This window comes from Roseateles chitinivorans (assembly GCF_002761755.1).
GTDB classification, from domain to species: Bacteria; Pseudomonadota; Gammaproteobacteria; order Burkholderiales; family Burkholderiaceae_C; genus Roseateles; species Roseateles chitinivorans.
Genome location: NZ_PEOG01000032.1, coordinates 14768 through 40417, shown reverse-complemented (window position 1 = coordinate 40417; position 25650 = coordinate 14768). Strand labels below are relative to the sequence as shown.

Annotated in this window: 24 protein-coding genes and 1 tRNA gene; 8 read left to right on the top strand and 17 right to left on the bottom strand. The window is 68.5% G+C overall.

Going from position 1 to position 25650, the window contains the following annotated elements:
* Window positions 1-21 precede the first annotated feature (21 nt).
* From CS062_RS13300 to CS062_RS13290, 3 genes are all read right to left on the bottom strand, one after another.
* Window positions 22-1053: a hypothetical protein gene (locus tag CS062_RS13300; protein ID WP_099862103.1), complete on the bottom strand. Its 1032-nt coding sequence runs from the start codon at window positions 1051-1053 to the stop codon at window positions 22-24.
* Complete coding sequence (locus CS062_RS13295) at window positions 1050-1865, bottom strand: cyanophycinase (protein ID WP_099862102.1); 816 nt, start codon at window positions 1863-1865, stop codon at window positions 1050-1052. Before CS062_RS13295 ends, CS062_RS13300 begins: the two co-directional genes overlap by 4 nt.
* A 105-nt stretch (window positions 1866-1970) precedes the next feature.
* A complete protein-coding gene (locus tag CS062_RS13290) occupies window positions 1971-3944 on the bottom strand; it encodes an ATP-binding protein (RefSeq protein WP_099862101.1) in 1974 nt (657 codons plus the stop codon).
* Window positions 3945-4269: 325 nt separating this feature from the next.
* On the opposite strand from CS062_RS13290, the gene CS062_RS13285 reads away from it, so the two are divergent.
* Entirely contained in the window at window positions 4270-5646 is a 1377-nt protein-coding gene (locus tag CS062_RS13285) for an immunoglobulin domain-containing protein (protein ID WP_099862100.1), read from the top strand.
* 69 nt (window positions 5647-5715) lie between these two features.
* On the opposite strand, the gene CS062_RS13280 is transcribed toward CS062_RS13285, so the two are convergent.
* The 3 genes from CS062_RS13280 to CS062_RS13270 all read right to left on the bottom strand — a co-directional run bounded on the left by CS062_RS13280 (window position 5716) and on the right by CS062_RS13270 (window position 7660).
* Window positions 5716-6354, bottom strand: coding sequence for a YceH family protein (locus tag CS062_RS13280; RefSeq protein WP_099862099.1), 639 nt, complete (start codon window positions 6352-6354; stop codon window positions 5716-5718).
* Window positions 6355-6396: 42 nt separating this feature from the next.
* On the bottom strand, window positions 6397-7179 hold the full coding sequence (locus CS062_RS13275) for an SDR family oxidoreductase (protein WP_091732344.1): 783 nt from the start codon (window positions 7177-7179) through the stop codon (window positions 6397-6399).
* A 79-nt stretch (window positions 7180-7258) separates the two neighbouring features.
* On the bottom strand, window positions 7259-7660 hold the full coding sequence (locus CS062_RS13270) for an OsmC family protein (protein ID WP_099862098.1): 402 nt from the start codon (window positions 7658-7660) through the stop codon (window positions 7259-7261).
* Window positions 7661-7948: 288 nt separating this feature from the next.
* Between CS062_RS13270 and CS062_RS13265 the strand changes: the two genes are divergently transcribed.
* Window positions 7949-9631 (top strand): electron transfer flavoprotein-ubiquinone oxidoreductase, encoded by a 1683-nt coding sequence (locus CS062_RS13265; protein WP_099862127.1) that lies wholly within the window; start codon window positions 7949-7951, stop codon window positions 9629-9631.
* A gap of 128 nt (window positions 9632-9759) precedes the next feature.
* Here the strand turns inward: CS062_RS13265 and CS062_RS13260 are convergent, their stop codons facing one another.
* From CS062_RS13260 to cysS, 7 genes are all read right to left on the bottom strand, one after another.
* The gene (locus tag CS062_RS13260; protein ID WP_158238780.1) at window positions 9760-10401 is read right to left on the bottom strand and encodes an FMN-binding negative transcriptional regulator; all 642 of its coding nucleotides are present in this window, start codon (window positions 10399-10401) and stop codon (window positions 9760-9762) included.
* Between the two features lie 113 nt (window positions 10402-10514).
* Window positions 10515-10607: transfer RNA gene (locus CS062_RS13255), tRNA-Ser, on the bottom strand.
* An 81-nt stretch (window positions 10608-10688) separates the two neighbouring features.
* Entirely contained in the window at window positions 10689-11960 is a 1272-nt protein-coding gene (locus CS062_RS13250) for an aspartate kinase (RefSeq protein ID WP_099862096.1), read from the bottom strand.
* Window positions 11961-12047: 87 nt separating this feature from the next.
* Window positions 12048-13430 carry a tRNA lysidine(34) synthetase TilS gene (gene tilS, locus CS062_RS13245; protein WP_233218044.1) on the bottom strand — a complete coding sequence of 461 codons (1383 nt, stop codon included), beginning with the start codon at window positions 13428-13430 and terminating at the stop codon, window positions 12048-12050.
* A 43-nt stretch (window positions 13431-13473) separates the two neighbouring features.
* Complete coding sequence (locus CS062_RS13240) at window positions 13474-14445, bottom strand: acetyl-CoA carboxylase carboxyltransferase subunit alpha (RefSeq protein WP_099862094.1); 972 nt, start codon at window positions 14443-14445, stop codon at window positions 13474-13476.
* Window positions 14446-14447: 2 nt separating this feature from the next.
* Window positions 14448-15101 (bottom strand): DNA-3-methyladenine glycosylase family protein, encoded by a 654-nt coding sequence (locus CS062_RS13235; protein ID WP_091732327.1) that lies wholly within the window; start codon window positions 15099-15101, stop codon window positions 14448-14450.
* Complete coding sequence (cysS, locus tag CS062_RS13230; protein ID WP_099862093.1) at window positions 15101-16498, bottom strand: cysteine--tRNA ligase; 1398 nt, start codon at window positions 16496-16498, stop codon at window positions 15101-15103. Before cysS ends, CS062_RS13235 begins: the two co-directional genes overlap by 1 nt.
* Window positions 16499-16738: 240 nt before the next feature.
* On the opposite strand from cysS, the gene CS062_RS13225 reads away from it, so the two are divergent.
* The 5 genes from CS062_RS13225 (at window position 16739) to CS062_RS13205 (ending at window position 20075) form a co-directional block, all read left to right on the top strand.
* Entirely contained in the window at window positions 16739-17224 is a 486-nt protein-coding gene (locus CS062_RS13225) for a tetratricopeptide repeat protein (RefSeq protein ID WP_158238779.1), read from the top strand.
* A gap of 84 nt (window positions 17225-17308) precedes the next feature.
* On the top strand, window positions 17309-17884 hold the full coding sequence (locus tag CS062_RS13220; protein WP_099862091.1) for a peptidylprolyl isomerase: 576 nt from the start codon (window positions 17309-17311) through the stop codon (window positions 17882-17884).
* A gap of 12 nt (window positions 17885-17896) precedes the next feature.
* Window positions 17897-18400 (top strand): peptidylprolyl isomerase, encoded by a 504-nt coding sequence (locus CS062_RS13215; RefSeq protein WP_091732316.1) that lies wholly within the window; start codon window positions 17897-17899, stop codon window positions 18398-18400.
* 23 nt (window positions 18401-18423) lie between these two features.
* Entirely contained in the window at window positions 18424-19287 is an 864-nt protein-coding gene (locus CS062_RS13210) for a UDP-2,3-diacylglucosamine diphosphatase (protein WP_233218043.1), read from the top strand.
* A complete protein-coding gene (locus CS062_RS13205) occupies window positions 19284-20075 on the top strand; it encodes a M90 family metallopeptidase (RefSeq protein ID WP_099862090.1) in 792 nt (263 codons plus the stop codon). Before CS062_RS13210 ends, CS062_RS13205 begins: the two co-directional genes overlap by 4 nt.
* A 175-nt stretch (window positions 20076-20250) precedes the next feature.
* On the opposite strand, the gene clpA is transcribed toward CS062_RS13205, so the two are convergent.
* Window positions 20251-22572 carry an ATP-dependent Clp protease ATP-binding subunit ClpA gene (gene clpA, locus CS062_RS13200; protein WP_099862089.1) on the bottom strand — a complete coding sequence of 774 codons (2322 nt, stop codon included), beginning with the start codon at window positions 22570-22572 and terminating at the stop codon, window positions 20251-20253.
* Complete coding sequence (clpS, locus tag CS062_RS13195; RefSeq protein ID WP_099862088.1) at window positions 22569-22937, bottom strand: ATP-dependent Clp protease adapter ClpS; 369 nt, start codon at window positions 22935-22937, stop codon at window positions 22569-22571. Before clpS ends, clpA begins: the two co-directional genes overlap by 4 nt.
* A 178-nt stretch (window positions 22938-23115) precedes the next feature.
* Between clpS and CS062_RS13190 the strand changes: the two genes are divergently transcribed.
* Entirely contained in the window at window positions 23116-23400 is a 285-nt protein-coding gene (locus CS062_RS13190) for a cold-shock protein (protein WP_099862087.1), read from the top strand.
* 163 nt (window positions 23401-23563) lie between these two features.
* On the opposite strand, the gene icd is transcribed toward CS062_RS13190, so the two are convergent.
* Both icd and CS062_RS13180 read right to left on the bottom strand, forming a co-directional pair.
* Window positions 23564-24817: an NADP-dependent isocitrate dehydrogenase gene (icd, locus tag CS062_RS13185; protein ID WP_099862086.1), complete on the bottom strand. Its 1254-nt coding sequence runs from the start codon at window positions 24815-24817 to the stop codon at window positions 23564-23566.
* A 107-nt stretch (window positions 24818-24924) separates the two neighbouring features.
* Window positions 24925-25641, bottom strand: coding sequence for a sulfite exporter TauE/SafE family protein (locus CS062_RS13180; protein WP_099862085.1), 717 nt, complete (start codon window positions 25639-25641; stop codon window positions 24925-24927).
* Window positions 25642-25650 lie beyond the last annotated feature (9 nt).

Sequence of the window (25650 nt, the reverse complement as noted above, 5' to 3'; positions counted from 1 at the left end):
CCCCCTCGCGATTGGCCGGGGTCAGGCCGGCGCGGGCAGCAGGCGGACATCGCGCAGGATCAGCGTACCGAGCGACAGCGCAATGGCGAGGCCGTCATCGAGGACATGGACCCGCAGCCGCAGCCGGGCGCTCGCGCTGCCGGCGCTGAGCTCGCGTCCTCCCAGCCGGAGCCGCAAGTCCGCCAGGGCGACGTCGTCGATCGACACACTCAGGCCCCGCCCCACCGCGGCGCTGTCGAGCAGCGCGGTGTTGCGCCCGTCGGCGCGTCCGACCAGCCGAGCCTGCAGCGGACCGAGGTCGATCACGCCGTCGCCCGGGCGCAGTTCGCCGCGCATCGCAGTGCGGGCGAACAGGGTGCGCGCCTGGGCGGTGAATCCACCGGCGGCTCTCGGCCCCGTCCGCGCCATCTGCGCCAGCATCGACTCCAGGAAGGGTCGCAGCGAGACCTGGCCGCGGTCGGTGGTCCAGTGGCCCAACAGGGCGCTGCGTTGCTCGTAGCGGACGCCGGCATGGGGCGGCGTCGCGAATTGCAGCAGATACGTCCGCCCGCCGGGCGCATCGACATACAAGCCCATCCGGCTGATGCCCATGCGGGAGTCCGGGCCGATGTGCTCGACGCTGGCCTGGTTGAAGTTGACCTCGCCGGCGGAGACGGGCACCGTCACCCGGGCGTCGAACAGCAAGGCGGCGTCGGTGATCACCGCATGCACCGCACCGTCCAGGCGCTCGAGGGGCTCCAGGCGCCAGCCGTCGGCGCCGCCCGACGACGGCACGGCATGCTGCACTTCGGCCGGCGCCTCGGGCAATGGCAGGTGGGCGTCGAGGCTCAAGGTCGACACCTCGACCTCGGCGGCGGTGCCGCTCGGCAGGCCGCCATCGGCCGGCCAAGCCAGAGCGGCGTCGCGAAGCCGGATCCGCGCGACCTCGACGCTCCCCCCGGGCCATTCCATGCGGGCGGGGCCGAACTCGGCGGACGGGACCCGCCAGGGCGCCGACGCCGCGTCGCCGAAGGGCGGACCTTCAGGCGCGGCATTCGTGCGGTCGGCGCTCATCCCGTTCTCCATCGGAGGGAGACGCCCGAGACCGCGCGCTGGAACGCCACGCCATCCAGGCTGACATGGGCCCCGCCCTCGCCGCTGCGGCGGGCGCGGCGACAGTCGATGAGCGTGACCGCGCCTCGTCCGACGACGCTGAGTCCGCCGTCCGGCGAGATCACCGCCGCGGTGTCCTCGTCGATCCCGAGGCCCCAGGCGCCGTCGCCATGGCTGACCAGGTCGAGCAGTCGAGCCAACCGGTGGCGCTGGGTGAAGTGCTGGTCGATCACCGCGCCCTCCAGCAGGGCCAGGCCGTGCGGCGCTGGCGGCGCGGGGCCGAACAGCGCATGGGGCTCCTCATGCTCCTCGTCGGTCCCGCCCGGCATGCGGGCGCCCATCACCGACGCGCCGGCGCTGGTCCCGGCGATGGCCAGGCCGTGGTGCCGATGCCGGTCCAGGATCGCGCGATGGCAGGCGCTGCCGTCGAGGACACGCATCAGACGCATCTGGTCGCCGCCGGTGATGAACAGCAGCTGGGCACTGGCCAGGACCGCAGTCGCGTGCTCGTCCTGCGCATCGCCGTGCGACCGCAGGTCCAGCCAGTCGACCCGCAGTCCCAGCGCCTCGAAGGCCGGGCAGTAGCTGCGCCATTGACGCTCCGGCTCACCACTCGCGGCGGTCAACACCACGACGCGCGGCGGCTCGTCGCCGGGGGGCGGGACCATCGCCCGCACCGCAGCCTTGAGCACCCGGCGCTGGTCCGTCTTGTCTTCGTTGCCCCCGATGGGGACGAGCAGGCCGCGGCCGTGGCTGGGATGTCTGTCTTGCATGGTGGTCGATGGGTTGGAGTCGAGGCGTCGGGCGCCGTCAGACGCCGCCCCTTCTGCAGAGCAAGGCCAGTGCCCGATGCCTCGCGAGACATCGCCGCCAACGGCCTACGACAAGGCCTCCATCAGCGAGGCGAGGTCGTAGGGCTTGCGAAGCACGGTGAAGCCCTCCTCCCGCGCCCGCTCGGCGATGTCGCTGTAGCCGGTCACCAGCACCGTCCGGATCGCGGGGAAGCGCGCCTTCAGCATCCGCACCAGCGCCACGCCGTCCATGGACCCCGGCATCACGATGTCCGAGACGACGCAGTCCGCGGCGAAGCCGGCGTCCAGCAGGGCCAGCGCCTGATGCGCGTCCTCCACCACCCGCACCGCCAGCCCTTCGGCCAGGAGCAGTTGACTGGAGGCGTCCCGCACGTCGGCGTTGTCCTCCACGATCAGCACGACCTTCCCCTCCAGCGGCGGTCGTTCCGCGCCGGTGGCGTCCTGCCGGTCCGCCGCCGCGGTCGTCGCGGGGAAGACCATGGTCACCGTGGTGCCGCGCCCGACATCGCTGCGCACCTGCACCGTCCCGCCGCTGCCGCTCACGAAGGCCTGCACCTGCGCCAGCCCCAGGCCCGTGCCATGCCCGCGGACCTTGGTCGTGAAGAAGGGTTCGAAGACCTTGTCCAGGATCTCCGGCTTGATGCCCTCGCCTTCATCGGTCACCTCGATCGCGACCGCCTGCGGGTGTTCCGGCGTCGACGCGTGCCGGGCGCGGATGTCCAACCGGCCGCCCAGGTTCATCGCGTCGCAGGCATTCGTCGCCAGGTTGGTCACCGCGATCTCCAGCTCGAGCGGGTCCAGCGCGACCCGCGGGAGACCGTCCTCCGCGCTGATATGCAGCAGGCAGTGCGCGCCGACGAGGGAACGCAGCGCATCCTCCATCTCGCCCAGCACCGGCCCCACCTCGAGCGGACGCGGCTGGTTGCGCCGCCGGCCCGAGAGCAGCGTCAGTTGCCGGGTCAGGGCCTCGGCCTTCTTGACGCTGCGGCGCATCACCTGGATGTCCGGCTCGACCGACTCGCCCGCGCGTCGCCGGATGATCGCCAGTCGGCCGGTGAGCACCTGCAGGATGTTGTTGAGGTCATGCGCCAGGCTGGCGCCCAGGCGCCCCACCGCGTCCAGCTTCTGCGCCCGGGCCAGTTGAGCCTCCGCCGTCTCCCGCTTCTGGACCTGCGCCTGCAGCTGCTCGGTGCGATGCTGCAGCGTCAGGTAGGCGTCGGTCAGGCGCTTCTGCACCGCGCGGAAATGCACCGCGACGACGCCCAGCATCACGCTATTCGCCAGCAGGCCTTCGGCGCGGGCCATGTACCAGGCGATCGTGTAGCGCTGCCCGCTGTGGGTGCTCAGCCAGACCCCAGCCCCTTCGGCGACCAGCACGAAGGCCAGCCACACATAGATCGCCCGGCCGAACAGCCGGCGGCGCCAGATCAGCAGCACCGCCACCACGGCCGCGGCCACGCTGAGGTAGGCGCCGACACGGCTCACCGGGCTGAGGAGCTGGCGCTGGCCGTCCGACCGCAAGGCGCCGAAGTCGCTGAGCTGCGAGCTCATCGCCAACGCGCCGGCGGCCAGCACGGCGGCGATCAGCGGCCAGGCGCTCGGCCGGCGGCCGGCGGGACCGACGGATTCGGTCTCCGCCAGGATGGCCCAGACGACGAACAGACCGAAGCCCGCCCGCCAGCCGACGAACAGCCAGCTGACCGCGTGGGGCGAGCCGAAGACCGGGCGGTCCGCGAAAAGCGCGCCGGGGAAGGTCAGCACATGCAGGACCGCCATCAGACTCGCGAACAGGTAGGCCGAGGCCACGATGACATGAGAGCGGTTCGGCCGCGGCGTCGAGATCAGCAGCCAGAAGGTGGCCAGGTCGATCATCGCGGTCGCGGCGCCATAGATGCCGCTGATGTGGGCCAGCGGCGGCCAGGGCCGGGCCGCCCAGGGCGCCACCGCCGCCACCGAGATCAACACCAGCGCGCAAAGGATGGCCACGGCCCAGCGCTGCGCCGGACTGGCCTGCTCCTGCACGAACCCGCGGTATGGCATCGCCTCTCCCTCGCGTCGACCTGCCCCCTGTTCACCCGCCAGGCCGGCTCGCCGACGCGCCGCGCGCAGCGCGCAGCGCGGGAGGCCTCCCGAGGGAACTCATGACCCTTGCAGGAGCAGGCGGGGTGCCTGCCTCCGCGGGCCCGCGATTCTCGACCCAGGCGTGCAAATGCACCGTCTCCCGCCGTCTTGTTGCGCGCATGTGAACCGCCACGCCACACCCTCACGAAATCCTCACGGCCCCTTCCTATACTCGCCGCCCACAACACTGCGGAGGCCGTTGCCTCGGACCTCCGCTTGCGCATTGCTTTCGAGGGAGGATCCCATGGTCTCGACGAGACATCAGAACGCCGCCATCCTGGCGGCCGTCGCCGTCCTGGTCGCCGCTTGCGGCGGTGGCGGCGGCGAGGCCGGCGCCCCGCTGACCGGCACCAACAACCCGCCGACAGCCGGCACGCCCAGCACGCCCACGACGCCCGGCACGCCGACCGGGACCGCGCCCACGCTCCAGACGCAGCCGGCCAACGCCACCGTGCTGACCGACGCCACCGCCAGCTTCGCCGTGACCGCGTCCGGCAGCGATCTCGTCTACCAATGGAAGCGCAATGGCGCCGACATCGCCGGTGCGACCTCCTCGACCTACACGACGCCGCCAGCCACCTACGCCAACCACGGCGACCGCTACACCGTCGTGGTGTCCAACAAGGGCGGCCGCGTCACCAGCAATGCCGCGCAGCTGACGCTCAAGCTCAGCGCCAACCAGCAGGCCTTCGAAAGCACCATCCTCAGCCCGCAGCCCGGCAACTTCAACCTGCTGTGGTCGCTGTTGCTCAGCGGCCCGCAGGTGAAAGGCTCGAGCTTCGTGATCTCCGACTTCGGCCAGCTGGCGCTGTCGCCGCTGACGAACGGCCCGCAGACCTATCGCCAGAGCGATCCGATCTCGCTCACCGCCACGCTCACGCTGCTCACGCCGCCGGCCACGCGGGTGCTCAAGGACGGCGCCGTGCGGGTGGTGCCGTCCACCGGCGGCACCCTGCGCGCGAGCTATGTCGGCAGCGACGTGCGCATGGACACCCTGGCCAGCGACAACACGACGGTGGCGTACTCGACGATCCGCAGCGAATACCAGGCCGTGGCCCTGACCGGCACGCTGGACAACGCGCCGGACGAGTTCAAGCACTTCTACAACGCGGTGTTCGCCAATCCCGGCGTGCTGGACAGCACCGCCGCCTTCGCCGCCGGCGCCGGCTACCTCAAGTACACGCAGAAGGCCGCCGGCGACCGCTACGACGTCTTCGACTGCCGCGGCGCCACGGCCGGCCCCGCCGTGTCTTCCTGCGTCGACGGCAGCACGCTGACGGCCGTGCTGAGCGCGGGCTTCAGCTCCGGCAGCGATGGCCGCACCTACCACCTGGCCGACGGCGAGATCCGGACCGTCGGCGGCGTGCCGATCTGGGTGGCGTCGTCGCCGCGGCCCCAGTCGAGCACCCTGAGCGCGACGGTCCAGTACCGCATCTACTTCGAACTGGGCGGCAACGTCTACACCGGCTCGATGATCAAGGACGGCACGCCGCTGGGTGGCGGCTCATGGGTGTCGAACCCCGCGGGCGCCACGCTCTTCGACCGGTTGACCTTCCTGACGTACCAGATCCGCCTGAACCAGGCCGCGCGCGACAGCCTGAAGGCCGCGGTGAAGATCTGACGAAGGATCCGGCGCGCCCCTGGTGCCGCTCGCGCGGTTCGCACGAGGCGCGCGCCGGCCGAGCCGGCCTCAGGCGATGCCGAGCTCGGCCTGGATGCGCGCCACCGCCGCCTTGAGCTGCTCGACTTCGGCGCGCAGCGCGGCGATCTCCTCGTCGCGGGCGCTGCCCGACGACGAAGCGCCCGGCGACGCGCTGCCGCCCGCCGGGATCTCCGGCTCGCCGCTCAGCAGATGGCCCCAGCGCGCCTCGCGCGCGCCGGGTGCCTTCGGCAGCTTCAGCGCGAGCGCCGGCTCCCGCGCCGCGAGTTCCTCCAGGAAGCCTTCCACCGACGAGACGTCGGCGAAGCGGTGCAGGCGCTCGCAGTTGATCCGCAGCTCCGCCGAGGTCTGCGGGCCGCGCAGCATCAGCACCGCCAGCAGCGCCTCGGCCTGACCGGGGATGCCGTACACCCGCTTCATGTTGTGCTCGAAGCGGGCCACCCGGCTGCCGCTCACGCCGTTGACCAGGCTCATCGCCTTGAGCTCGTCCAGCGCCGCGGCCACATCGGACTCGCTGGCGTTCATCACCGGATCGCGCGCGGTCTTCTGGTTCACGCCCAGGGTCAGGCTGTTCAGCGACATCGGATAGCTGTCCGGCACCGTGGACGCCTTCTCCACCAGCACCGCCAGCACGCGCGCCTCGATCGCGCTCAGTTCTCTCACCGCCATCGGCTCGCTTCTCTCAATCTTCGTGGGTCTTGCCGGTCCGGCTCAAACGCCGAATCCGTCGTCCGCCTGGATGATCGCGCCATTGATGAAGCGGCTCTCCTTGGCGCACAGCATCAGCAGCGTCGTGTCCAGGTCCTGCGGCGTGCCCACGCGCTTGCGGGGCAGCAGCTCCACCAGCTTGCGGCCCTGCTCGGTCTGCCAGTGGTGGTGGTTGATCTCGGTGTCGATGTAGCCGGGGCAGATCGCGTTGACATTGATGTCGAACTTGCCCCACTCGAGCGCCATCGCCCGCGTCATGTGGACCACCGCCGCCTTGCTCATCGCATACACGCCGATCTGCGACAGCACCCGCAGGCCCGCCATCGACGCGATGTTGACGATGCGTCCGCCGGTGTAGGTGCCCGGCGCCGCGCCACGCGCGCGGGCCAGCATCCGCTTGCCCACTTCCTGCGCGACGAAGAACGCGCCGCGCACGTTGGTGTCCATCACGAAGTCGTAATCCTCCGGCGTCACGTCGACCAGCTTCTGCGTCGTGCTCACGCCGGAGTTGTTGATGAGGATGTCGAGCGTGCCGACCTCCGTCTCCGCGCGCGCCACCGCGGCCTTGATGCTGTCGATGTCGGTGACATCCAGCTGCACCACATGCGCGTCGCCGCCGCCGGCCTCGATCTCGGCGCGCAGCGCCTTGAGCCGCTCCACGCGCCGCGCCGCCAGCACCACGCAGGCGCCCGACTTGGCCAAGGTTCTCGCGAACTGCGCGCCCAAGCCGCTGGACGCGCCCGTGACGAGGGCCACGCGGCCCTCCAGATCGATGCTGTAGCTCATGGCAAGGTCTCTCGCAAAACTTCTCGTGTGACCGGACAGGTGCCGGGCACGATAGCACGCGAGCCCCGCCGCGCGGACCTCAGCCTGCCATCACGGTCTGGATCTCGGTCGTCACCTGCGTCATCAGCTTGTGCACCGGGCATTTCTCGGCGACCGCGAGCAACTGCTGGCGCTGCTCGTCCGTCAGGTCGCCGACGAAGGTGAGCGTGGCCTTCAGCTGGTACAGCCCCTGCCGCTCCTGGGAGCCGTCGCGCTCGACCTCCACCAGCACGTCCTCCAGCGGCAGGCCCTTGCGCTGCGCATACCAGAGCACCGTCAGCGCCTTGCACGCGCCCAATGCCGAGTCGTAGAGCTCGTGCGGATCCGGCCCGGCGTCCTCGCCGCCGCCGGACACCGGCTGGTCGGCGGTGAACTGGTGATCGCGGATGCGCACCGTCTGCCGCATCGGGCCAGTCCTGTCGCGTTGGATGTGGATGGTCATGAGGTCCTCTGCTCGCTATTGAGGCCGGCATGGTACGGCGCGCCTCCCGCGCGCAGCACCCCCATTCGGGTCGGCGCGGCGCGACCGAGATCGCGCCACCGCCGCCCAGCGCGCGCCCCGCGCTGCTGTCGACGCTCCTCTCTAGTTCACAAAAAGCACGACCGTTCTTTTTTTCGATCGCGCGGCTAGAATGCGCCGCAACCCGCCCCAGCCAGACCGCGAGCCGGCGCCCGCCCGCCGACCGCGCGGCCCCGGCCAGGCCTCTTACTAGAACGAGCAAGGATGACCATGACCTCCGAAGAACTTGTTGCCCAGTACGGTCCGCGCGACAGCATGGACTACGACGTGGTGGTTGTCGGCGGCGGTCCCGCCGGCCTGGCCACCGCGATCCGGCTCAAGCAGATCGCGGCCGAGAAGGGCCAGGAGATCTCGGTCGTCGTGCTGGAGAAGGGTTCGGAAGCCGGCGCGCACATCCTGTCCGGCGCGGTCATGGATCCCAAGGCGATCACCGAGCTGTTCCCCAATTGGAAGGAACTCGGCGCGCCGCTGAACCAGCCGGTCACCGGCGACCAGGTGCTGTTCCTGAGCGAGACCGGCCACACCGACACGCCGCAGTTCCTGATCCCGGGCTGCTTCCACAACGACGGCAACTACGTCATCTCCCTGGGCAACGTCACCAAGTGGCTGGCGCAGCAGGCCGAAGCGCTGGGCGTGGAGATCTTCGCCGGCTTCGCCGCCGCCGAGGTGGTCTACGACGAGCAGGGCCGCGTCAAGGGCGTGGCCACCGGCAACGTCGGCGTCGGCAAGGACGGCGAGCCGCATGAGGGCTTCCAGCTCGGCATGGAGCTGCACGGCAAGTACACCGTCTTCGCCGAGGGCGCGCGCGGCCACCTGGGCAAGCAGCTGATCGCGAAGTACCAGCTCGACGCCGGCAAGGATCCGCAGACCTACGGCATCGGCATCAAGGAGCTGTGGGAAGTGCCGGCCGGCCAGGCGCAGCCCGGCCTGGTGGTCCACACCGCCGGCTGGCCGATGGACAGCGAGACCTACGGCGGCGGCTTCCTCTACCACCTCGAGGGCAACAAGGTGACGCTGGGCTTCGTGGTCGGACTGGACTACAAGAACCCGTGGCTGTCGCCGTTCGAGGAAATGCAGCGCTGGAAGACGCACCCCGCGATCCGCAAGCACATCGAGGGCGGCAAGCGGCTGGGCTACGGCGCCCGCGCGATCACGGCCGGCGGGCTGCTGAGCCTGCCCAAGCAGGTCTTCCCTGGCGGCGCGCTGGTGGGCGACGACGCCGGTTATCTGAACGCCGCGCGCATCAAGGGCAGCCACGCGGCGATCAAGTCCGGGATGCTGTGCGCCGAGGCGATCGCCGAAGCGCTGGCCGCGGGCCGCGCGCAGGATGAGCTCAGCGCCTATCCCGCCGCCTTCGAGCGCAGCTGGCTGCGCGAGGAACTCGACCAATCGCGCAACTTCAAGACCTGGTTCAAGAAGGGCAACACCGTCGGCACGCTGATGACGGGCATCGAGCAGTGGCTGCTGCCCAAGCTCGGCATCAAGAGCCCGCCGTGGACCTTGCATCGCGACAAGCCCGATCACGCCTACCTGCGCCCGGCGTCGGAGATGCCGAAGATCGACTATCCCAAGCCCGACGGCAAGCTGACCTTCGACCGGCTGTCGTCGGTGTTCGTGTCCAACACGAACCATGAGGAGAACCAGCCGGCGCACCTGACGCTGAAGAACGACAGCGTGCCGGTGGACGTCAACCTGGCGAAGTACGCCGGCCCCGAGAGCCGCTACTGCCCTGCGGGCGTGTACGAGTTCGTCGGCGATGCCGGCGCGCAGCGACTGCAGATCAACGCGCAGAATTGCGTGCACTGCAAGACCTGCGACATCAAGGACCCGACGCAGAACATCGTCTGGGTCACGCCGGAAGGTGGCGGCGGCCCCAACTATGTGAGCATGTGAGCGGCGGCGGCCGTGAGGCCGCCACGCCTCTTGCCCTCACCCGCGCCCCCTCCAGCGACAAGGCCCGCTTCAAGCGGGCCTTGTGCTTTCCGGCGCGGCGCTGCCGCGTGACGACGTCGCCGCGGCGATCAGCGCGGTTCGAGTTCCCGCACCCAGCGCGCCAGCATCTGTTCCTCCAGAGAGCCGTGGTGCTCCTGGTGCGCCAGGATGCGGGCGCGCTCGTCCGCGCTGCGGTTCTGGCTGAGCTTGGCCTTCATCGTCCAGCGCTCGACCGGGATTCGGAAGCCGACGATCGCGCCCAGCAGCTTGCGCTGGAATTCCGCCGGCAGGCCACGCCATTGCGCGGCGTAATCCGGTTCCTGCGTCGCGATCAGGCGCTTGAGCAGCGCATCCTTGCCGGCCTCGTCGTCGATGACCTGCACGCGACCATGGACCTGCAGGGTCAGGTAGTTCCAGGTCGGCACCGACAGCGGCGTGTCGTAATGGGTGGGCGAGATGTACGCGCCGGGACCGTTGAACTGCACCAGCACCTCGCCCACCTCGCCCGACATCAACGCCGCCACATGCGGATTCGCGCGCGCCAGATGGCCTTCGAGCCACCAGCCCTCGCCGCTCGACGCATCGCTCGGCGCGCCCCAGATCATCGGCACGGGCGTCGCGGACAGGCCGTGGGTGGGATCGATCAGCATCAGCGTGGCAAGCGGATGCTCCTGGATCATCAGCCGCGCATGGGAGAGATCCGGCAGGTTGAAATGCTTGGGCGTGTACATGCGGCCCACTGTAGGCCACATCGCCCGGCGACTGCGGAAAGTTTCCGGGCTCACGACGCGGCCATGAATGCGAAAACCCCCGCAACTTGCGCTGCGGGGGTTTCACATCTGGTTGGCGGAGACGGAGGGATTCGAACCCTCGATGCAGGTTTTGCCCGCATACTCCCTTAGCAGGGGAGCACCTTCGGCCACTCGGTCACGTCTCCAACCGGAGAAGCAGCGACTATAGCATGGCTTTCCAGGCCCTCAACCGAAACTCCGGTTGAATCGCTGTGCGATCAGCGAGATCAGGCCTCGATGTCCTGGTCCAGATCGAACGCGCGATGCAGCGCGCGCACGGCCAGTTCCATGTACTTCTCGTCGATGACGACCGAGGTCTTGATCTCGCTGGTCGTGATCATCTGGATGTTGATGCCCTCTTCCGACAGCGAGCGGAACATCTTCGATGCCACGCCGACATGCGAGCGCATGCCGATGCCGACGATGGACACCTTGCAGATGCGCTGGTCGCCGATCACCTTGGCGGCCTGCACCGCGGGGCCGACGGTCTTTTCCAGCAGCTCCATCGCGCGCTGGTAGTCGTTGCGATGCACGGTGAACGAGAAGTCGGTCTTCCCGTCCTGCGACACGTTCTGGATGATCACGTCGACATCGATGTTGGCCTCGGCCACCGGGCCCAGGATCTGGAACGCGATGCCCGGCTTGTCGGGCACGCCCAGCAGCGTCACCTTGGCCTCGTCGCGGTTGAATGCAATGCCGGAGACGACGGCTTGTTCCATTTGTTCGTCCTCTTCAAAAGTGATCAGGGTGCCGGACTTGGCTTCCTCGTTGATGTCGATGTCCCACGGCGTGAAGCTGCTCAGCACGCGCATCGGCACCCGGTACTTGCCCGCGAATTCCACCGAGCGGATCTGCAGCACCTTGGAGCCGAGCGACGCCATCTCCAGCATCTCCTCGAAGCTGATGGTGCTCATGCGCCGGGCCTCCGGCACGACGCGCGGGTCGGTGGTGTAGACGCCGTCGACGTCGGTGTAGATCAGGCATTCGTCGGCCTTGATCGCCGCGGCGATCGCCACCGCCGACGTGTCCGAGCCGCCACGGCCCAGCGTCGTGATGTTGCGGTCCTCGTCCACGCCCTGGAAGCCGGTGATCACGACGACCTTGCCGGCGTCCAGATCGGCCTTGACCTTCGCGTCGTCGATGCTCTCGATGCGGGCCTTGGTGTACGAGTTGTCGGTCGAGACGCCGACCTGCCAGCCGGTGTAGCTGACCGCGTCCATGCCCTCGGCCTGCAGCGCGATGGCCAGCAGGCCGACCGAGACCTGCTCGCCGGTGGAGGCGATCATGTCGAGTTCGCGCATCAGCGACGGCGAGGAACTGCCGGGCGACAGTTCCTTGGCCAGGCCGAGCAGGCGGTTGGTCTCGCCGCTCATCGCCGAGGGGACCACCACCATCTGGTGGCCGGCCCGCGCCCATTTGGCGACGCGCTTGGCGACATTGCGGATACGGTCGGTCGACCCCATCGAGGTGCCGCCGTACTTGTGAACGATCAATGCCATGGGAGTGTCAGAGACTGCTGGTGGGACGCCCTGGCGGCGTCCGCGTTAGCGCGGGAAGGAGGTGCACCGCGACCACAGCGGGCGATTCTAAGACCCGCTCTTGCCCGCAACGTCGCTGCCCATGCGCGATCCGCATGCATCGGGCACCCATCGCAGCCTCATTTGTGCTTCGCCGGTGTCCGATCGCCAGCGCGCGTCCAGGCCCAGGCCGGGCACGAAGAGCAGGCGCCCGTCGGCGTAGACCAGGGGCCCTTCCCTCTGGACAGCGGGGATTCCCGCGGTCTGCCAGCATTTCTTCAGCGCCCGCGCGAGGCCTTTCGCATGGGACTGGAACTGCTCGCCGCCTTCGCGCCGGCGCAACTCGACATTGCTGAGCGCAGAAAGCGCGACGCCCCCCGTGGTCACGGGCTCGACATCGAATGCGCCGCTCCACGACGGGATCGCATGCCGTCCGGGTCGCGAGAGGTCGAAGCGCTCGCGCGGCCCGGCGACGGGCGTGGCGATGCCCAGCCCGAGGAGCGAGGCCGGCAGCGCCTCCGTGCGCTCCGGGGATGTCGTCTTCGAGCGAGCCTGCACGAAGAACCGTCCGCGATAGAGATGCAGTTCGGCATCGCCCAGCGGCCATCGCGCCACCATCGCCATGGGCGCTTCGTCGAGCAGACGTCGGATCAACGTCGCTGGGGCGGTTCGACCGGTGACGCGATGCAGCCAGGCTCGCAGCGCGTTGGTCGCGCGTGCCGGGCTGAGCGCGGTCAGCATCGCCTGCGCCAGGCCACTCGCATCGGACCATCGCGCGAGATCGTCGTCTGCCACCTCGCGCTGGAGTTCGGCCGCTTCCTGCGCCCATGCGGCCGATCGCGCCAAGGCGGTTTCCGCGCCTGCGCCTTGTGCCATCAGCGCGGGCCAGAGGGTCTGACGCAGCCGGTTGCGCGCGAAGCGCGGGTCGGCATTGCTGTCGTCCTCGACGAAGCGCAAGCCGTGCTCGCAGACATAGGCCTCGATCGCTTCTCGCGGATGGTCCAGCCAGGGGCGCGCCCAGCAGACGCCGTCCCGCCATTGCGCCCGCGGCATGGAGGACAGCCCCGCGACGCCGGCGCCGCGCAAGGCTTGCAGCAGGAAGGTCTCGGCCTGATCGCGGCGGTGATGCGCCAGCAGCAGCAGGTCAGCGTCGACGGCCCGGGCCAGGCGCTGCAGCGCCTCATAGCGGCCGGCGCGCGCCCAGGCCTCGGTGCTTTCGCCAGGGGCCGGCGCGTCAAGCAGGCGCTCATGGACGAGTTCGACCGGCAGCCCTTGGCGGGCCCACTCGGCCACCTGCTCGCCCACCAAAGCGAGCCATGCGTCGGCGTGGGCGCTCAAGCCATGATGGATGTGCAACGCCACCACGCGCGCGCCGAATGATTCGGCCGCGACAGTGGTGGCGTGGAGAAGCGCCATCGAGTCGCGACCGCCGCTGCAGGCGACCGCGATCACGCGGCGTGGAGCCGGATCGCCGAGGGTGGCGGGACCGGCGGGATCAGCGGCTCTTGGTGTCGCTGAATCGACCATAGGCCTGCAGGCGCTCGTAGCGGCGCTCCAGCAGATCCTTGGTCTTCAGGTCGGAGACCTGGCGCAGCGCATCGCCAAGGGCGCGCTTCAGGTTCGAAGCCATCTGCTTCGGATCGCGGTGCGCGCCGCCCACCGGCTCATTGACGATCTTGTCGATCAGGCCCAGGGCCTTGAGGCGATGCGCGGTGATGCCCAGTGCCTCGGCGGCTTCGGGCGCACGGGCGGCGGTCTTCCAGAGGATCGACGCGCAGCCTTCTGGCGAGATCACCGAGTAGGCGGAGAACTGCAGCATCAGCACCTGGTCGGCCACGCCGATGGCCAGCGCGCCGCCGGAGCCGCCCTCGCCGATCACCGTCGCGACGATGGGCACTTCCAGCTGCGCCATCTCGAAGATGTTGCGGCCGATCGCCTCCGACTGACCGCGCTCCTCGGCGCCGATGCCGGGGTACGCGCCCATCGTGTCGATGAAGGTGAAGACCGGCAGACCGAATTTCTCGGCCAGCTTCATCAGGCGCAGCGCCTTGCGGTAGCCCTCCGGGCGCGGCATGCCGAAGTTGCGCAGCGTGCGCTCCTTGGCGTCGGCGCCGCGCTGGTGGCCGATGACCATGCAGGCCTGGCCGTTGAAGCGCGCCAGGCCGCCGACGATCGCGGCGTCATCCGCGAAATGGCGGTCGCCGTGCAGCTCCTGGAACTCGGTGAAGACTTCGGCGCAGTAGTCCAGCGTCTGCGGACGTTGCGGATGGCGGGCCACCTGATACACCTGCCACGGCAGGACATTCGCGTAGATGTCCTTCGTCAGCTGGTGGCTCTTCTTGCCCAGGCGGTCGATCTCCTCGGAGATGTCCACCGCCGACTCGCTCTGCACGTAGCGGAGTTCGTCGATCTTGGTTTCGAGCTCGGCGATGGGCTGCTCGAATTCGAGGAAGTGTTTCTTGCTCATTCTCAGTAATCCACGGGTAGCGGATCGAGGCTCCGCCAAATGTACCATGTGGCCACCGAGCGATACGGGGCCCAGCCTTCGCCCAGTTCACGGGCCTCGGCCCGCGACACCGGCTCGTCGCTGAAGTAGTGCTGGCTGATGCCCTTCAGCAGTCCCAGGTCGTCCAGCGGCAGCACGTTCGGGCGCATCAGGTGGAAGATCAGGAACATCTCGGCCGTCCAGCGACCGATGCCGCGGATGGCGACCAGTTCCTCGATGATCGCCTCGTCCTCCATCTGCGCCCATTGGCGCACATGGACCTGGCCCGACTCGAAATGCTGCGCCAGGTCGCTCAGGTACTCGACCTTGCGCACCGACAGGCCGACCTCCCGCAGCGCCGCCTTCTCGAGTCCCAGCACCTCTGTCGGCTTGATCCGGTTGGACGGCCCCGAGGTCAGCTCGGCGAACTTGTCCCACACGCTCTGCGCCGCCTTCACCGAGATCTGCTGGCCGACGATCGATCGCGCCAGCGTGGTGAACGCGTCACCCCGGCTCTGCAGCCGCGCCTCGCCGAATTGCGGAATCAGCTTCTTCATCACCCGGTCGCGCTTGACCAGGTGTCTGCAGGCCTCGTCCCAGTAGTCCGGGGTCACCCCGGCGGTCGCCACACGCGCCATCAGGCCTGCTCTCCCACCTTCGACGCGCGAACCCAGGTCGTGCCGGTGGCGGAATCCTTCAGCTCGATGCCCTGATCGAGCAGCGCCTTGCGGATGCGATCAGCCTCGGCGAAGTCGCGAGCGGCCTTGGCCGCGGCGCGCGCGGCGATCTGCGCCTCGATCGCGCCTTCGTCCAGGCCGGCCCCCGCCTGCAGGAAAGCCTTGGGCGCCTGCTGCAGCAAGCCCAGCACGCCGCCGAGCGCCTTGAGCAGGCCGGCGTCCTGCGCGGAGCGTTCGCGGTTGACCTGATTGGCCAGCTCGAACAGCACCGCCAGCGCACCCGGCGTGTTGAAGTCGTCGTCCATCGCGGCCTTGAAGGCGGCGGCCGGACCCTGGGTCCAGTCGATCACGACCGCCGCCGGCGCCACCGCGTCCAGCGCCGTGTAGAGCCGGCGCAGCGCCGTGCGCGCGTCGTCCAGGCTGACGTCGCTGAAGTTGAACGGGCTGCGGTACTGGGTGCGCAGCATGAAGAAGCGGATCGACTCGCCGTCGAACTTCTCCAGCACCTCCCGGATGGTGAAGAAGTTGCCCAGGCTCTTGGACATCTTCTCGCCGTCGATGTTCAGGAAGCCGTTGTGCATCCAGAGGTTGACGAACGGATGGCCGAAGGCGCCCTCGCTCTGCGCGATCTCGTTCTCATGGTGCGGGAACTGCAGGTCCATGCCGCCGCCGTGGATGTCGAAGCGCTCGCCCAGCAGCGCGCAGCTCATCGCCGAGCACTCGATGTGCCAGCCGGGACGGCCTTCGCCCCAGGGGCTGGCCCATTTGGCCTCGGCCGGCTCGTCCGCCTTGGCCGACTTCCACAGCACGAAGTCCAGCGGATCGCGCTTGCCGTCGTCGACCGCGACGCGCTCGCCGGCGCGCAGCTGGTCGGGCGACTTGCCGCTGAGCTTGCCGTAGCCCTCGAACTTGCGCACCGCATAGTTCACGTCGCCGCCGTCGGCGTGGTAGGCCAGGCCCTTGGCCTCCAGCTTGCCGATGATGTCCAGCATCTGCGGGACGTAGTCGGTGGCGCGCGGCTCATGGGTCGGGGTGGCGATGCCCAGCGCCGCGAAGTCGCGGTGCATGGCCGCGATCATCTCGTCGGTCAGCTGGCGGATCGTGATGCCGCGCTCGAGCGCGCGGCGGATGATCTTGTCCTCGATGTCGGTGATGTTGCGCACGAAGGTGACGTCGTAGCCGCTGGCGGCAAGCCAGCGATAGACGACGTCGAACGCGAGGTTCATCCGCGCATGCCCCATGTGGCACAGGTCGTAGACGGTGATGCCGCAGACGTACAGGCGGACCTTGCCCGGCTCGATCGGTTGGAAGGGCTGCAGCTGACGGGTCAGCGTGTTGTAGATGCGCAAGGAAGACATACGTGTGTCGCGCCGGACGCCCTCGCGGCAGGCCCGCGCAGACGCCGACGACACCATCGCCGGGCCAGCGAAGAGTCGCTGGGCGTCGGCGCATTCGACGGTGCGGTGCGGGTGGGGCGGAGGGCCGGCCGAGGGACGAGCGGGAGACGAAAGCTCGCTCTAGAATGCCCGGCAGTATAGCGGCCCGACTTTATGCCAAGACTCCCCGCCCTGTTCCGAGCCTGCTGCGTCGCCCTGGCGATGGCCGGCGCGACCCTGACGCACGCAGCCGTGCTCGACGAGGCCCAGGCCCAGTGGGCCGCCGGCAAGCGCGAGCAGGCCATCCAGACGGCCGAAGCCGGCCTCAAGACCACGCCCGACGACCCCCGCCTGCGCTTCGCGCTCGGCACGATGCTGCTGGAGACCCAGCAACTGGAGCGGGCCCGGGTGATCTTCACCCGGCTGACCGAGGACTTCCCCGACCTCGCCGACCCCTACAACAACCTGGCCGTCATCCATGCGGCGCGCGGCGAGTACGAGGCGGCCCGCCAGGCGCTGACCCGCGCGCTGGACCTGCAACCGGACCATGCGCAGGCGCAGGAGAACATGGGCGACGTGCTCATGCGCCTGGCCCAGCAATCCTATGAACGCGCGCTCAAGCAGGCGCTCGGCGACGACACCGCGCTGAAGGTCAAGCTGCAGCGCGTCACCGCGTTCAACAACGCCAAGGGCACCCAGCAGCGATGAACGGCGGCGGCGCGCCGACCGCGCGCCACTCCCCGCCGAGCGTCGCCCGACTGCCCTCCCCGCCACTCCACCGACACGAGGACCATGAGGACATCCCCATTCCTGCTCGCCGCCGGCGCCGCCGTGCTGAGCCTGGCGGCATCGCTCGCCCAGGCGCAGGTCGTCAAGCTGAGCACCAGCGCCGGCGACATCAAGATCACCCTGGACGCCGAGAAGGCGCCCAAGACCGTCGCCAATTTCCTCGCCTATGTGAAGGCCGGCCATTACAACGGCGTGATCTTCCATCGCGTCATCGGCGACTTCATGGTCCAGACCGGCGGCTACACGCCCGACCTGAAGCAGCGCCCGACCAGGGCGCCGATTCCGCTGGAGGCCGGCAACGGCCTGATGAACATCCGCGGCAGCGTCGCGATGGCGCGCACCAACGACCCGAATTCCGCGACCTCGCAGTTCTTCATCAACGTCGTCGACAACCCGGGCCTGGACCCGGGCTTCGCCGCCGACGGCCGCGGCTATGCGGTCTTCGGCTACGTGTCCGAGGGCATGGAAGTCGTCGACAAGATCCGGGCGGTGCCGACCGCGCCGTCCCCCAAGAATCCGGCGTTCCAGAACCTGCCGAACACGCCCGTCCTCATCAACAAGGCCACCGTCGAGAAATAAGGAGTCACCGACATGAGCAAGAAAGTCGAACTGCACACCAACCAGGGTCTGATCACCCTCGAGCTGGATGACGCCAAGGCCCCCAAGACCGTCGAGAACTTCCTGGCCTACGTGGCCAAGGGCCATTACGACGGCACCATCTTCCATCGCGTCATCAAGGGCTTCATGGCCCAGGGCGGCGGCTTCGAGGAAGGCATGAAGCAGAAGCCCACCGATGCCCCGATCCAGAACGAGGCCAACAACGGCCTGAAGAACGACAAGTACACCGTGGCGATGGCGCGCACCAATGCGCCGCACTCGGCGAGCGCGCAGTTCTTCATCAACACCGTCGACAACGACTTCCTGAACTTCAAGAGCGAAAGCCCGTCGGGCTGGGGCTACGCGGTGTTCGGCAAGGTCGTCGGCGGCCAGGACGTCGTGGACAAGATCGAGAAGGTCAAGACCAGCCGTTCGGGCTTCCACGACGACGTGCCGGTCGACGCGGTCATCATCGAGCGCGCCGTCGCCGTCGAGTGAGTCGCGGTTCCGCCGCCTGCCCCGTGTCGCCCGCGCCCCGACTGCCGTCGCCGCTGGCGACGCTGCGGGCCGAGCCCGGCTGGCGGCGGATCGACCTGATCTCCGACCTGCACCTGTCGCCGGACATGCCGGCGACCCTGGCGCGCCTGCGCGCCCACCTGGTGGCGACGCCCGCGGATGCGGTCATCCTGCTGGGAGACATCTTCGAGGCCTGGATCGGCGATGACGCGCGCTGGCAGGCCGGCACCTTCGAGCAGTTCGCGCTCGAACTGCTGCGCGAGGCGTCCGCGCGCAAACCCCTCTTCTTCATGCACGGCAACCGCGACTTCGCGCTCGGCGAGCCGATGGCCGAGGACGCCGGCATGCAACTGCTGCCCGACCCCACCCGGCTGGACGCCTTCGGACGCGCATGGCTGTTGAGCCATGGCGACCAGCTCTGCCTGGGCGATGTCGGCTACTTGCGCGCCCGCGCGGTGGTACGGCGCCCCGAAGTGCTGGCGGCGCTGCGCGCGATGCCGCTCTTCGCGCGTCGCGCGCTGGCGCGACATCTGCGCGCGCGAAGCCGCATGCACCAGAGCGATCCCTCGACCTGGGCGGATGTCGACGACGGCGCGGCACGGGCCTGGCTGCGCGACACGGGCTGCGACACGCTGATCCATGGCCACACGCACCGACCCGCGATCCACGAGCTCGGCGACGGCCTCGTGCGCGCCGTGCTGTCCGACTGGGATTACGACCATGGCCCGGGCCGCGGCGACGTGCTGGTGATCGACGCCCAGGGCCTGCATCGCATCACCCCGCTGCACTCGGCAGCGGCCGACCCGAACGCCGCGGGCGCGCCGGCGTCGACACGACACGACCCGCTGGCCGGCGTCGGCGCATCGTGATCGGCAGCCTGCTCCAGCGCTGGCGCGCACGCCGCGAGCGCCAGTTGCTCGACCAGTTCGCGATCCCCGACGCACTGTGGGCGCTGACGCTGGCGCAGTACCCGTTCATCGCCAGGCGCTCCGAGGCGGATCGGACCGAGCTGCGCCGGCTCTGCTCGCTGTTCCTGGCATCCAAGGAATTCCACGGCGCCGGCGGCTTCGAGGTCACCGACGAGGTGGCCGTCGCCGTGGCCGCGCAGGCCTGCCTGCCGGTGCTAAAGCTGGGGCTGTCGTGGTACGACGGTTTCGTCGGCATCGTCATGCACGAGGGCGAGGTGGTCGCCGCGCGCGAGACGATGGACGAGGACGGTGTCGTCCACGAATACGACGAAACCCTGGCCGGCGAAGCGATGGAAGGCGGCCCGCTGATGCTGGCCTGGAGCGAGATCGCACCCGAGGCGACCGAGCGCGTCGAAGGCCACGACCCCGTCTACAACGTCGTGATCCATGAATTCGCGCATGTGCTCGACATGCGCGACGGCGAGCCCGACGGCGCGCCACCGATCGACGATCCCACCGTGCGCCTGCAGTGGAGCGCGACGATGGAGGCCGAATGGCACTGGTTCTGCGACCAGGTCGACGCGGGCCATGCGACGCTCATCGATCCCTACGGCGCGGAAGCCCCCGAGGAGTTCTTCGCCGTCGCGGTCGAGGCATTCTTCGTGGCACCTCGGGAGCTGCTCGGCGAGCAGCCGCGGCTGTATCGACTCCTCGCTGGTTTCTTCAGGCAGGACCCGGCCGGCGATTGAGCACCATCAAGGGAACCCGGGCCCCGTCTCCTCCGTCTCCCTCCTTTGGCGGCCGCCACGGCCGCCAAATTCCCTCCTTAAGCTGCGGAGACGGGGCCCGGTTTCCCTTGATGCGATACACCGAGCGGCAATGAAAAAGCCCGCGTGAGCGGGCTTTCGTGGGAGGGCGCGGCGCTCAGTCCGCCGTGGCCGGCTCGGCCTTGGGCTTGTTGTCCTTCTTGCTCGGCGTGATGTCCAGCTGGACCTCGCCCTTGTCGTCGACATCCACGCTCAGGCGGCCACCGTCGACCAGACGACCGAACAGCAACTCGTCCGCCAGCGCGCGCCGGATCGTGTCCTGGATCAGGCGCTGCATTGGCCGGGCACCCATCTGCGGATCGAAGCCCTTGGCGGCCAGGTGCTTGCGCAGCGCGTCGCTGAAGGTGACCTCCACCTTCTTCTCGGCCAGCTGGCTCTCGAGCTGCAGCAGGAACTTGTCCACGACGCGGAGGATGATGTCCTCGTTGAGCGCGCCGAAGTTGACGATCGCATCCAGGCGGTTGCGGAACTCCGGCGTGAACAGCCGCTTGATGTCGGCCATCTCGTCGCCCTGCTCCCGCTTGGTGGTGAAGCCGATCGTCGACTTGGTCATCGCCTCCGCGCCCGCGTTCGTGGTCATGATGATGATCACGTTGCGGAAGTCGGCCTTGCGTCCGTTGTTGTCGGTCAGCGTGCCGTGGTCCATCACCTGCAGCAGCACATTGAAGACGTCCGGATGCGCCTTCTCGATCTCGTCCAGCAGCAGCACCGCGTGCGGCTTCTTCGTGATCGCCTCGGTCAGCAGCCCGCCCTGGTCGAAGCCCACGTAGCCGGGAGGCGCGCCGATCAGGCGGCTGACCGCATGACGCTCCATGTACTCGGACATGTCGAAGCGGATCAGCTCGATGCCCAGGATGTAGGCGAGCTGCTTGGCGACCTCGGTCTTGCCCACGCCCGTCGGGCCGCTGAACAGGAAGGAGCCGATCGGCTTGTCCGGCTTGCCCAGTCCCGAACGCGCCATCTTGATGGCGGCGGACAGCGCGTCGATGGACGGATCCTGGCCGAAGACCACGCTCTTCAGGTCGCGATCCAGGCTCTTGAGCTTGCCGCGATCATCCGACGACACCGAGGCCGGCGGGATGCGCGCGATCTTGGCGACGATGTCCTCCACCTCGGCGCGGGTGATGGTCTTCTTCTGCTTGCTCTTGGGCAGCACGCGCTGCGCGGCGCCGGCTTCATCGATGACGTCGATCGCCTTGTCCGGCAAGTGACGGTCATTGATGTACTTGGCCGACAGCTCCGCCGCCGCCTGCAGCGCACCCAGTGCGTACTTGACGCTGTGGTGCTCCTCGAAGCGCGACTTCAGGCCCTTGAGGATTTCGACGGTCTGGTCCACGGTGGGTTCGACCACGTCGATCTTCTGGAAGCGCCGCGACAGCGCCGCGTCCTTCTCGAAGATGCCGCGGTACTCGCTGAAGGTGGTCGCGCCGATGCACTTCAGCTGGCCCGAGGACAGCGCCGGCTTCAGCAGGTTGCTCGCATCCAGCGTGCCGCCCGACGCCGCGCCGGCGCCGATCAGCGTGTGGATCTCGTCGATGAACAGGATCGCGCCGGGCTGGTCCTTCAGCTGCTTGATCACCGCCTTCAGGCGCTGCTCGAAATCGCCACGGTACTTGGTGCCCGCGAGCAGCGCGCCCATGTCCAGCGAATAGACCACCGCCTCGGCCAGCACGTCGGGCACCTGGCCCTCGGTGATGCGCCAGGCCAGGCCTTCGGCGATGGCCGTCTTGCCGACACCGGCCTCGCCGACCAGCAACGGATTGTTCTTGCGCCGGCGGCACAGCACCTGCACCACGCGCTCGACCTCGAGCTCCCGGCCGATCAGCGGGTCGATCTTGCCGTCGCGCGCATGCTGGTTGAGGTTCTGGGTGAACTGCTCGAGCGGGCTGCCCTTGCCGCCACCCTGGCCCTGGCCCTCGCCTTCCTCGCGCTCGGACTCGGCACCGTTGCCTTCCGGTCCCTTCGGTGGCTCGGGGGGCTCGCTCTTCTTGATGCCATGGGCGATGAAGTTCACCACGTCCAGGCGAGTCACGCCCTGCTGGTGCAGGTAGTAGACGGCGTGGGAATCCTTCTCGCCGAAGATCGCCACCAGCACGTTGGCGCCGGTGACTTCCTTCTTGCCGTTGCCGGTGGACTGGACATGCATGATCGCGCGCTGGATCACGCGCTGGAATCCCAGCGTGGGCTGCGTGTCGACCTCGTCCGTGCCACCGACGGTGGGGGTGTTTTCCTTGATGAACTGCGCAAGCGACTTGCGCAGGTCTTCGATGTTGGCTGCGCAGGCGCGCAGCACCTCGGCCGCGGACGGGTTGTCCAGCAGCGCCATCAGCAGGTGTTCCACGGTGATGAACTCGTGGCGCTGCTGGCGTGCCTCGACAAACGCCATGTGCAGGCTGACTTCAAGCTCTTGCGCAATCATGCGGCCTCCATAATGCACTGCAGGGGGTGACCGGCGCGCCGTGCGGCCGCCGACACCATTTCGACCTTGGTGGCCGCCACGTCCTTGGTGAATACACCGCAGACGCCGCGGCCTTCGTGATGGATCTTCAACATGATCTGGGTGGCCGTATCCAGGTCATGGCGGAAATACTCCTGCAAGACCATCACCACAAACTCCATCGGCGTGAAGTCGTCATTGAGCATCAGCACCTGATACAGGCGCGGCGGCTCCGTCTTCTGAGCGACACGCTCCAGCGTGGTGGAATTCCCACCCTCCTCCGTGCCCGGCGGCGGCGTGCCGCCAGGCGGACCCGCCGGGGGGGACTGTTGGGCAAACAAAGGCATGAACCGATTCTATAAACAGCGGGAGCACCCTACATGGGGACAGGCCAACGCCTGTCAATGCCCCGAGTTTGTCACCTTCGCGGCGCCGCACCCCGGGGAGTTCCTCAATTGACACTGACTTGACACGGATTTGAGAATCCGCCCCGGTGCGAGAAAGACACCGGGATGGAGAAGAACGATGGCAACAGGCACGGTCAAGTGGTTCAACGATGCCAAAGGGTTTGGCTTTATTGAACCCGAACAAGGCGGAGGGGACGTTTTCGCCCACTTCTCGGCCATTCAGATGGACGGCTTCCGGACGCTGAAGCAAGGCTCCAGGGTGAGCTATGAACTGGTTCAAGGCCCCAAGGGCCAGTTGGCCCAGAACATCCGCCCGCTGGACGGCGGCGACGCGATCGAGGCGCCGGTGGGCATCCCGCTGATGGCGGACAGCCTCGCCGGGCAGCAGCAGGCGGCGGCGTGACCCGGTTGCGCTGATCCGACTCGCCCAGCAGAAAAGGCCCGCGCAAGCGGGCCTTCTGCATTGGGGAACGGCATGGGCACCGCCCGGCGCTCCCCCTAAAACAAAACCCCGGCGGGTCAGGCCGGGGTCGCTGTGGTCAAGACCGGCTGGTGCCGGCCCGGGCTCACATGTTCTCGATCATCACCTGACCGAAACCGGAGCACGACACCTGCGTCGCGCCGTCCAGCAGACGGGCGAAGTCGTACGTGACCTTCTTCGACAGGATCGACTTCTCGATCGACGAGATGATCAGGTCGGCCGCTTCGGTCCAGCCCATGTGGCGCAGCATCATTTCGGCCGACAGGATCTCGGAACCGGGGTTCACATAGTCCTTGCCGGCGTACTTCGGGGCGGTGCCGTGGGTGGCTTCGAACATGGCGACGGAGTCGCTCAGGTTCGCGCCCGGGGCGATGCCGATGCCACCGACCTGAGCGGCCAGCGCGTCGGAGATGTAGTCCCCGTTCAGGTTCAGCGTCGCGACGACCGAGTACTCGGCCGGGCGCAGCAGGATCTGCTGCAGGAACGCGTCGGCGATGCTGTCCTTGACCACGATGTCCTTGCCGGTCTTCGGGTTCTTGAACTTGCACCACGGGCCGCCGTCGATCAGTTCGGCGCCGAACTCCTTCTGCGCCAGGGCGTAGGCCCAATCACGGAAGCCACCTTCGGTGAACTTCATGATGTTGCCCTTGTGGACGATGGTGACGCTGGGCTTGTCGTTGTCGATCGCGTACTGGATGGCCTTGCGGACCAGGCGCTCCGTACCTTCCTTCGAGACCGGCTTGACGCCGATGCCCGAGGTTTCCGGGAAGCGGATCTTCTTGACGCCGAATTCCTCTTGCAGGAACTTGATCAGCTTCTTGGCCTTGTCGCTCTGGGCTTCGAACTCGATGCCGGCGTAGATGTCTTCCGAGTTCTCGCGGAAGATGACCATGTCAGTCTTCTCGGGTTCCTTGACCGGCGAGGGCACGCCCTTGAACCAGCGCACCGGGCGCAGGCAGACGTACAGGTCCAGCTCCTGGCGCAGCGCCACGTTCAGCGAGCGGATGCCGCCGCCGACCGGCGTCGTCAGCGGGCCCTTGATCGAGACGACGTAGTCCTTCAGGACTTGCAGCGTCTCTTCCGGCAGCCACACGTCGGGACCGTAGACCTTCGTCGACTTCTCGCCGGCGTAGATCTCCATCCAGTGAATCTTCTTGGCGCCGCCATAGGCCTTCGCCACAGCCGCGTCCACCACCTTGATCATCACCGGGGTGATGTCGAAGCCGGTGCCGTCGCCCTCGATGTAAGGAATGATCGGGTTGTTCGGAACGTTGAGCGAGAAGTCGGCATTGACCGTGATCTTCTGGCCGCCCTCGGGCACCTTGATGTGCTGGTACATGGAGTCGTCTCCGCGAATCGCGTGGGTGGGTGGGACAAACGGGAAGCGCCGATTCTATGACAGCGAAACTTTCAATCGGCTGATGGCCCTGGGCACGCCCGGGGGCGTCAGCCGCAGTACGCGCGGATCTGCGCCCACAGGCCGTGACCGAGCGCCCACAAGGCGCCCGCGGCCAGCATGACCCCGGACAGCCGGGTCGCGATTCGCACACCCGACCCACCGGCGGCGCCCCGATCAGCTCCGCCCAGGCGGGTCAACAGCCAGGGGCCCGCGATCAGGCCTGGTGCCGATCCGAGCGCGAAGGCCGCCATCACCGCCGCTCCCTGCCACGGGCCGTTGGCCAGGGCAGCCACCGTCAGCGCCGACTGCAGGAGCCCGCAGGGCCAGGCCAGCCACGCCAGCCCTGCCAAGCCCGCACCGGTCGTCCGCGCGGGCGTGAAAGCGACGCCCCCGCCGGCCAACGCGCCGACGGGAACGACGGAAGCCGTTGGCGTTCGTCCGGTCCAGCGCCGGGTGGCCCACCGCGGCAGTTCGGCGCGCCAGGCGAGGAAGAGGCCGAACATCAGCGCCGCCAGCTGAACGAGGAGCCACAGCGGACGCAGGGCGCCGGAGGCCATCTCCCACCGCAACAGTCCGCCCACGCTGGCCGCGGCGAAGGCCCCGCCCGCCGCATAGCTCAGCAGCCGGCCTCCCTGGAAGGCGATCGCACCGGCGCGCCCTCCACCAGACGCCGCCGCGCAAGGGGCGACGCACATGGCCGCGCAATGAACGCAGCCCACGACTCCCATGAAAAACGCCGAGCCCACCAGGGCGAATGTGAGCATCCAGACCTC

Bases quoted from the DNA above. Each gene is read 5' to 3' on its own strand.
- CS062_RS13300 (WP_099862103.1), bottom strand. From the start codon at position 1,053: ATGAGCGCCGACCGCACGAATGCCGCGCCTGAAGGTCCGCCCTTCGGC.
- CS062_RS13295 (WP_099862102.1), bottom strand. From the start codon at position 1,865: ATGCAAGACAGACATCCCAGCCACGGCCGCGGCCTGCTCGTCCCCATC.
- CS062_RS13290 (WP_099862101.1), bottom strand. From the start codon at position 3,944: ATGCCATACCGCGGGTTCGTGCAGGAGCAGGCCAGTCCGGCGCAGCGC.
- CS062_RS13285 (WP_099862100.1), top strand. From the start codon at position 4,270: ATGGTCTCGACGAGACATCAGAACGCCGCCATCCTGGCGGCCGTCGCC.
- CS062_RS13280 (WP_099862099.1), bottom strand. From the start codon at position 6,354: ATGGCGGTGAGAGAACTGAGCGCGATCGAGGCGCGCGTGCTGGCGGTG.
- CS062_RS13275 (WP_091732344.1), bottom strand. From the start codon at position 7,179: ATGAGCTACAGCATCGATCTGGAGGGCCGCGTGGCCCTCGTCACGGGC.
- CS062_RS13270 (WP_099862098.1), bottom strand. From the start codon at position 7,660: ATGACCATCCACATCCAACGCGACAGGACTGGCCCGATGCGGCAGACG.
- CS062_RS13265 (WP_099862127.1), top strand. From the start codon at position 7,949: ATGACCTCCGAAGAACTTGTTGCCCAGTACGGTCCGCGCGACAGCATG.
- CS062_RS13260 (WP_158238780.1), bottom strand. From the start codon at position 10,401: ATGTACACGCCCAAGCATTTCAACCTGCCGGATCTCTCCCATGCGCGG.
- CS062_RS13250 (WP_099862096.1), bottom strand. From the start codon at position 11,960: ATGGCATTGATCGTTCACAAGTACGGCGGCACCTCGATGGGGTCGACC.
- CS062_RS13240 (WP_099862094.1), bottom strand. From the start codon at position 14,445: ATGAGCAAGAAACACTTCCTCGAATTCGAGCAGCCCATCGCCGAGCTC.
- CS062_RS13235 (WP_091732327.1), bottom strand. From the start codon at position 15,101: ATGGCGCGTGTGGCGACCGCCGGGGTGACCCCGGACTACTGGGACGAG.
- cysS (WP_099862093.1), bottom strand. From the start codon at position 16,498: ATGTCTTCCTTGCGCATCTACAACACGCTGACCCGTCAGCTGCAGCCC.
- CS062_RS13225 (WP_158238779.1), top strand. From the start codon at position 16,739: ATGGCCGGCGCGACCCTGACGCACGCAGCCGTGCTCGACGAGGCCCAG.
- CS062_RS13220 (WP_099862091.1), top strand. From the start codon at position 17,309: ATGAGGACATCCCCATTCCTGCTCGCCGCCGGCGCCGCCGTGCTGAGC.
- CS062_RS13215 (WP_091732316.1), top strand. From the start codon at position 17,897: ATGAGCAAGAAAGTCGAACTGCACACCAACCAGGGTCTGATCACCCTC.
- clpA (WP_099862089.1), bottom strand. From the start codon at position 22,572: ATGATTGCGCAAGAGCTTGAAGTCAGCCTGCACATGGCGTTTGTCGAG.
- clpS (WP_099862088.1), bottom strand. From the start codon at position 22,937: ATGCCTTTGTTTGCCCAACAGTCCCCCCCGGCGGGTCCGCCTGGCGGC.
- CS062_RS13190 (WP_099862087.1), top strand. From the start codon at position 23,116: ATGGCAACAGGCACGGTCAAGTGGTTCAACGATGCCAAAGGGTTTGGC.
- icd (WP_099862086.1), bottom strand. From the start codon at position 24,817: ATGTACCAGCACATCAAGGTGCCCGAGGGCGGCCAGAAGATCACGGTC.
- CS062_RS13180 (WP_099862085.1), bottom strand. From the start codon at position 25,641: ATGCTCACATTCGCCCTGGTGGGCTCGGCGTTTTTCATGGGAGTCGTG.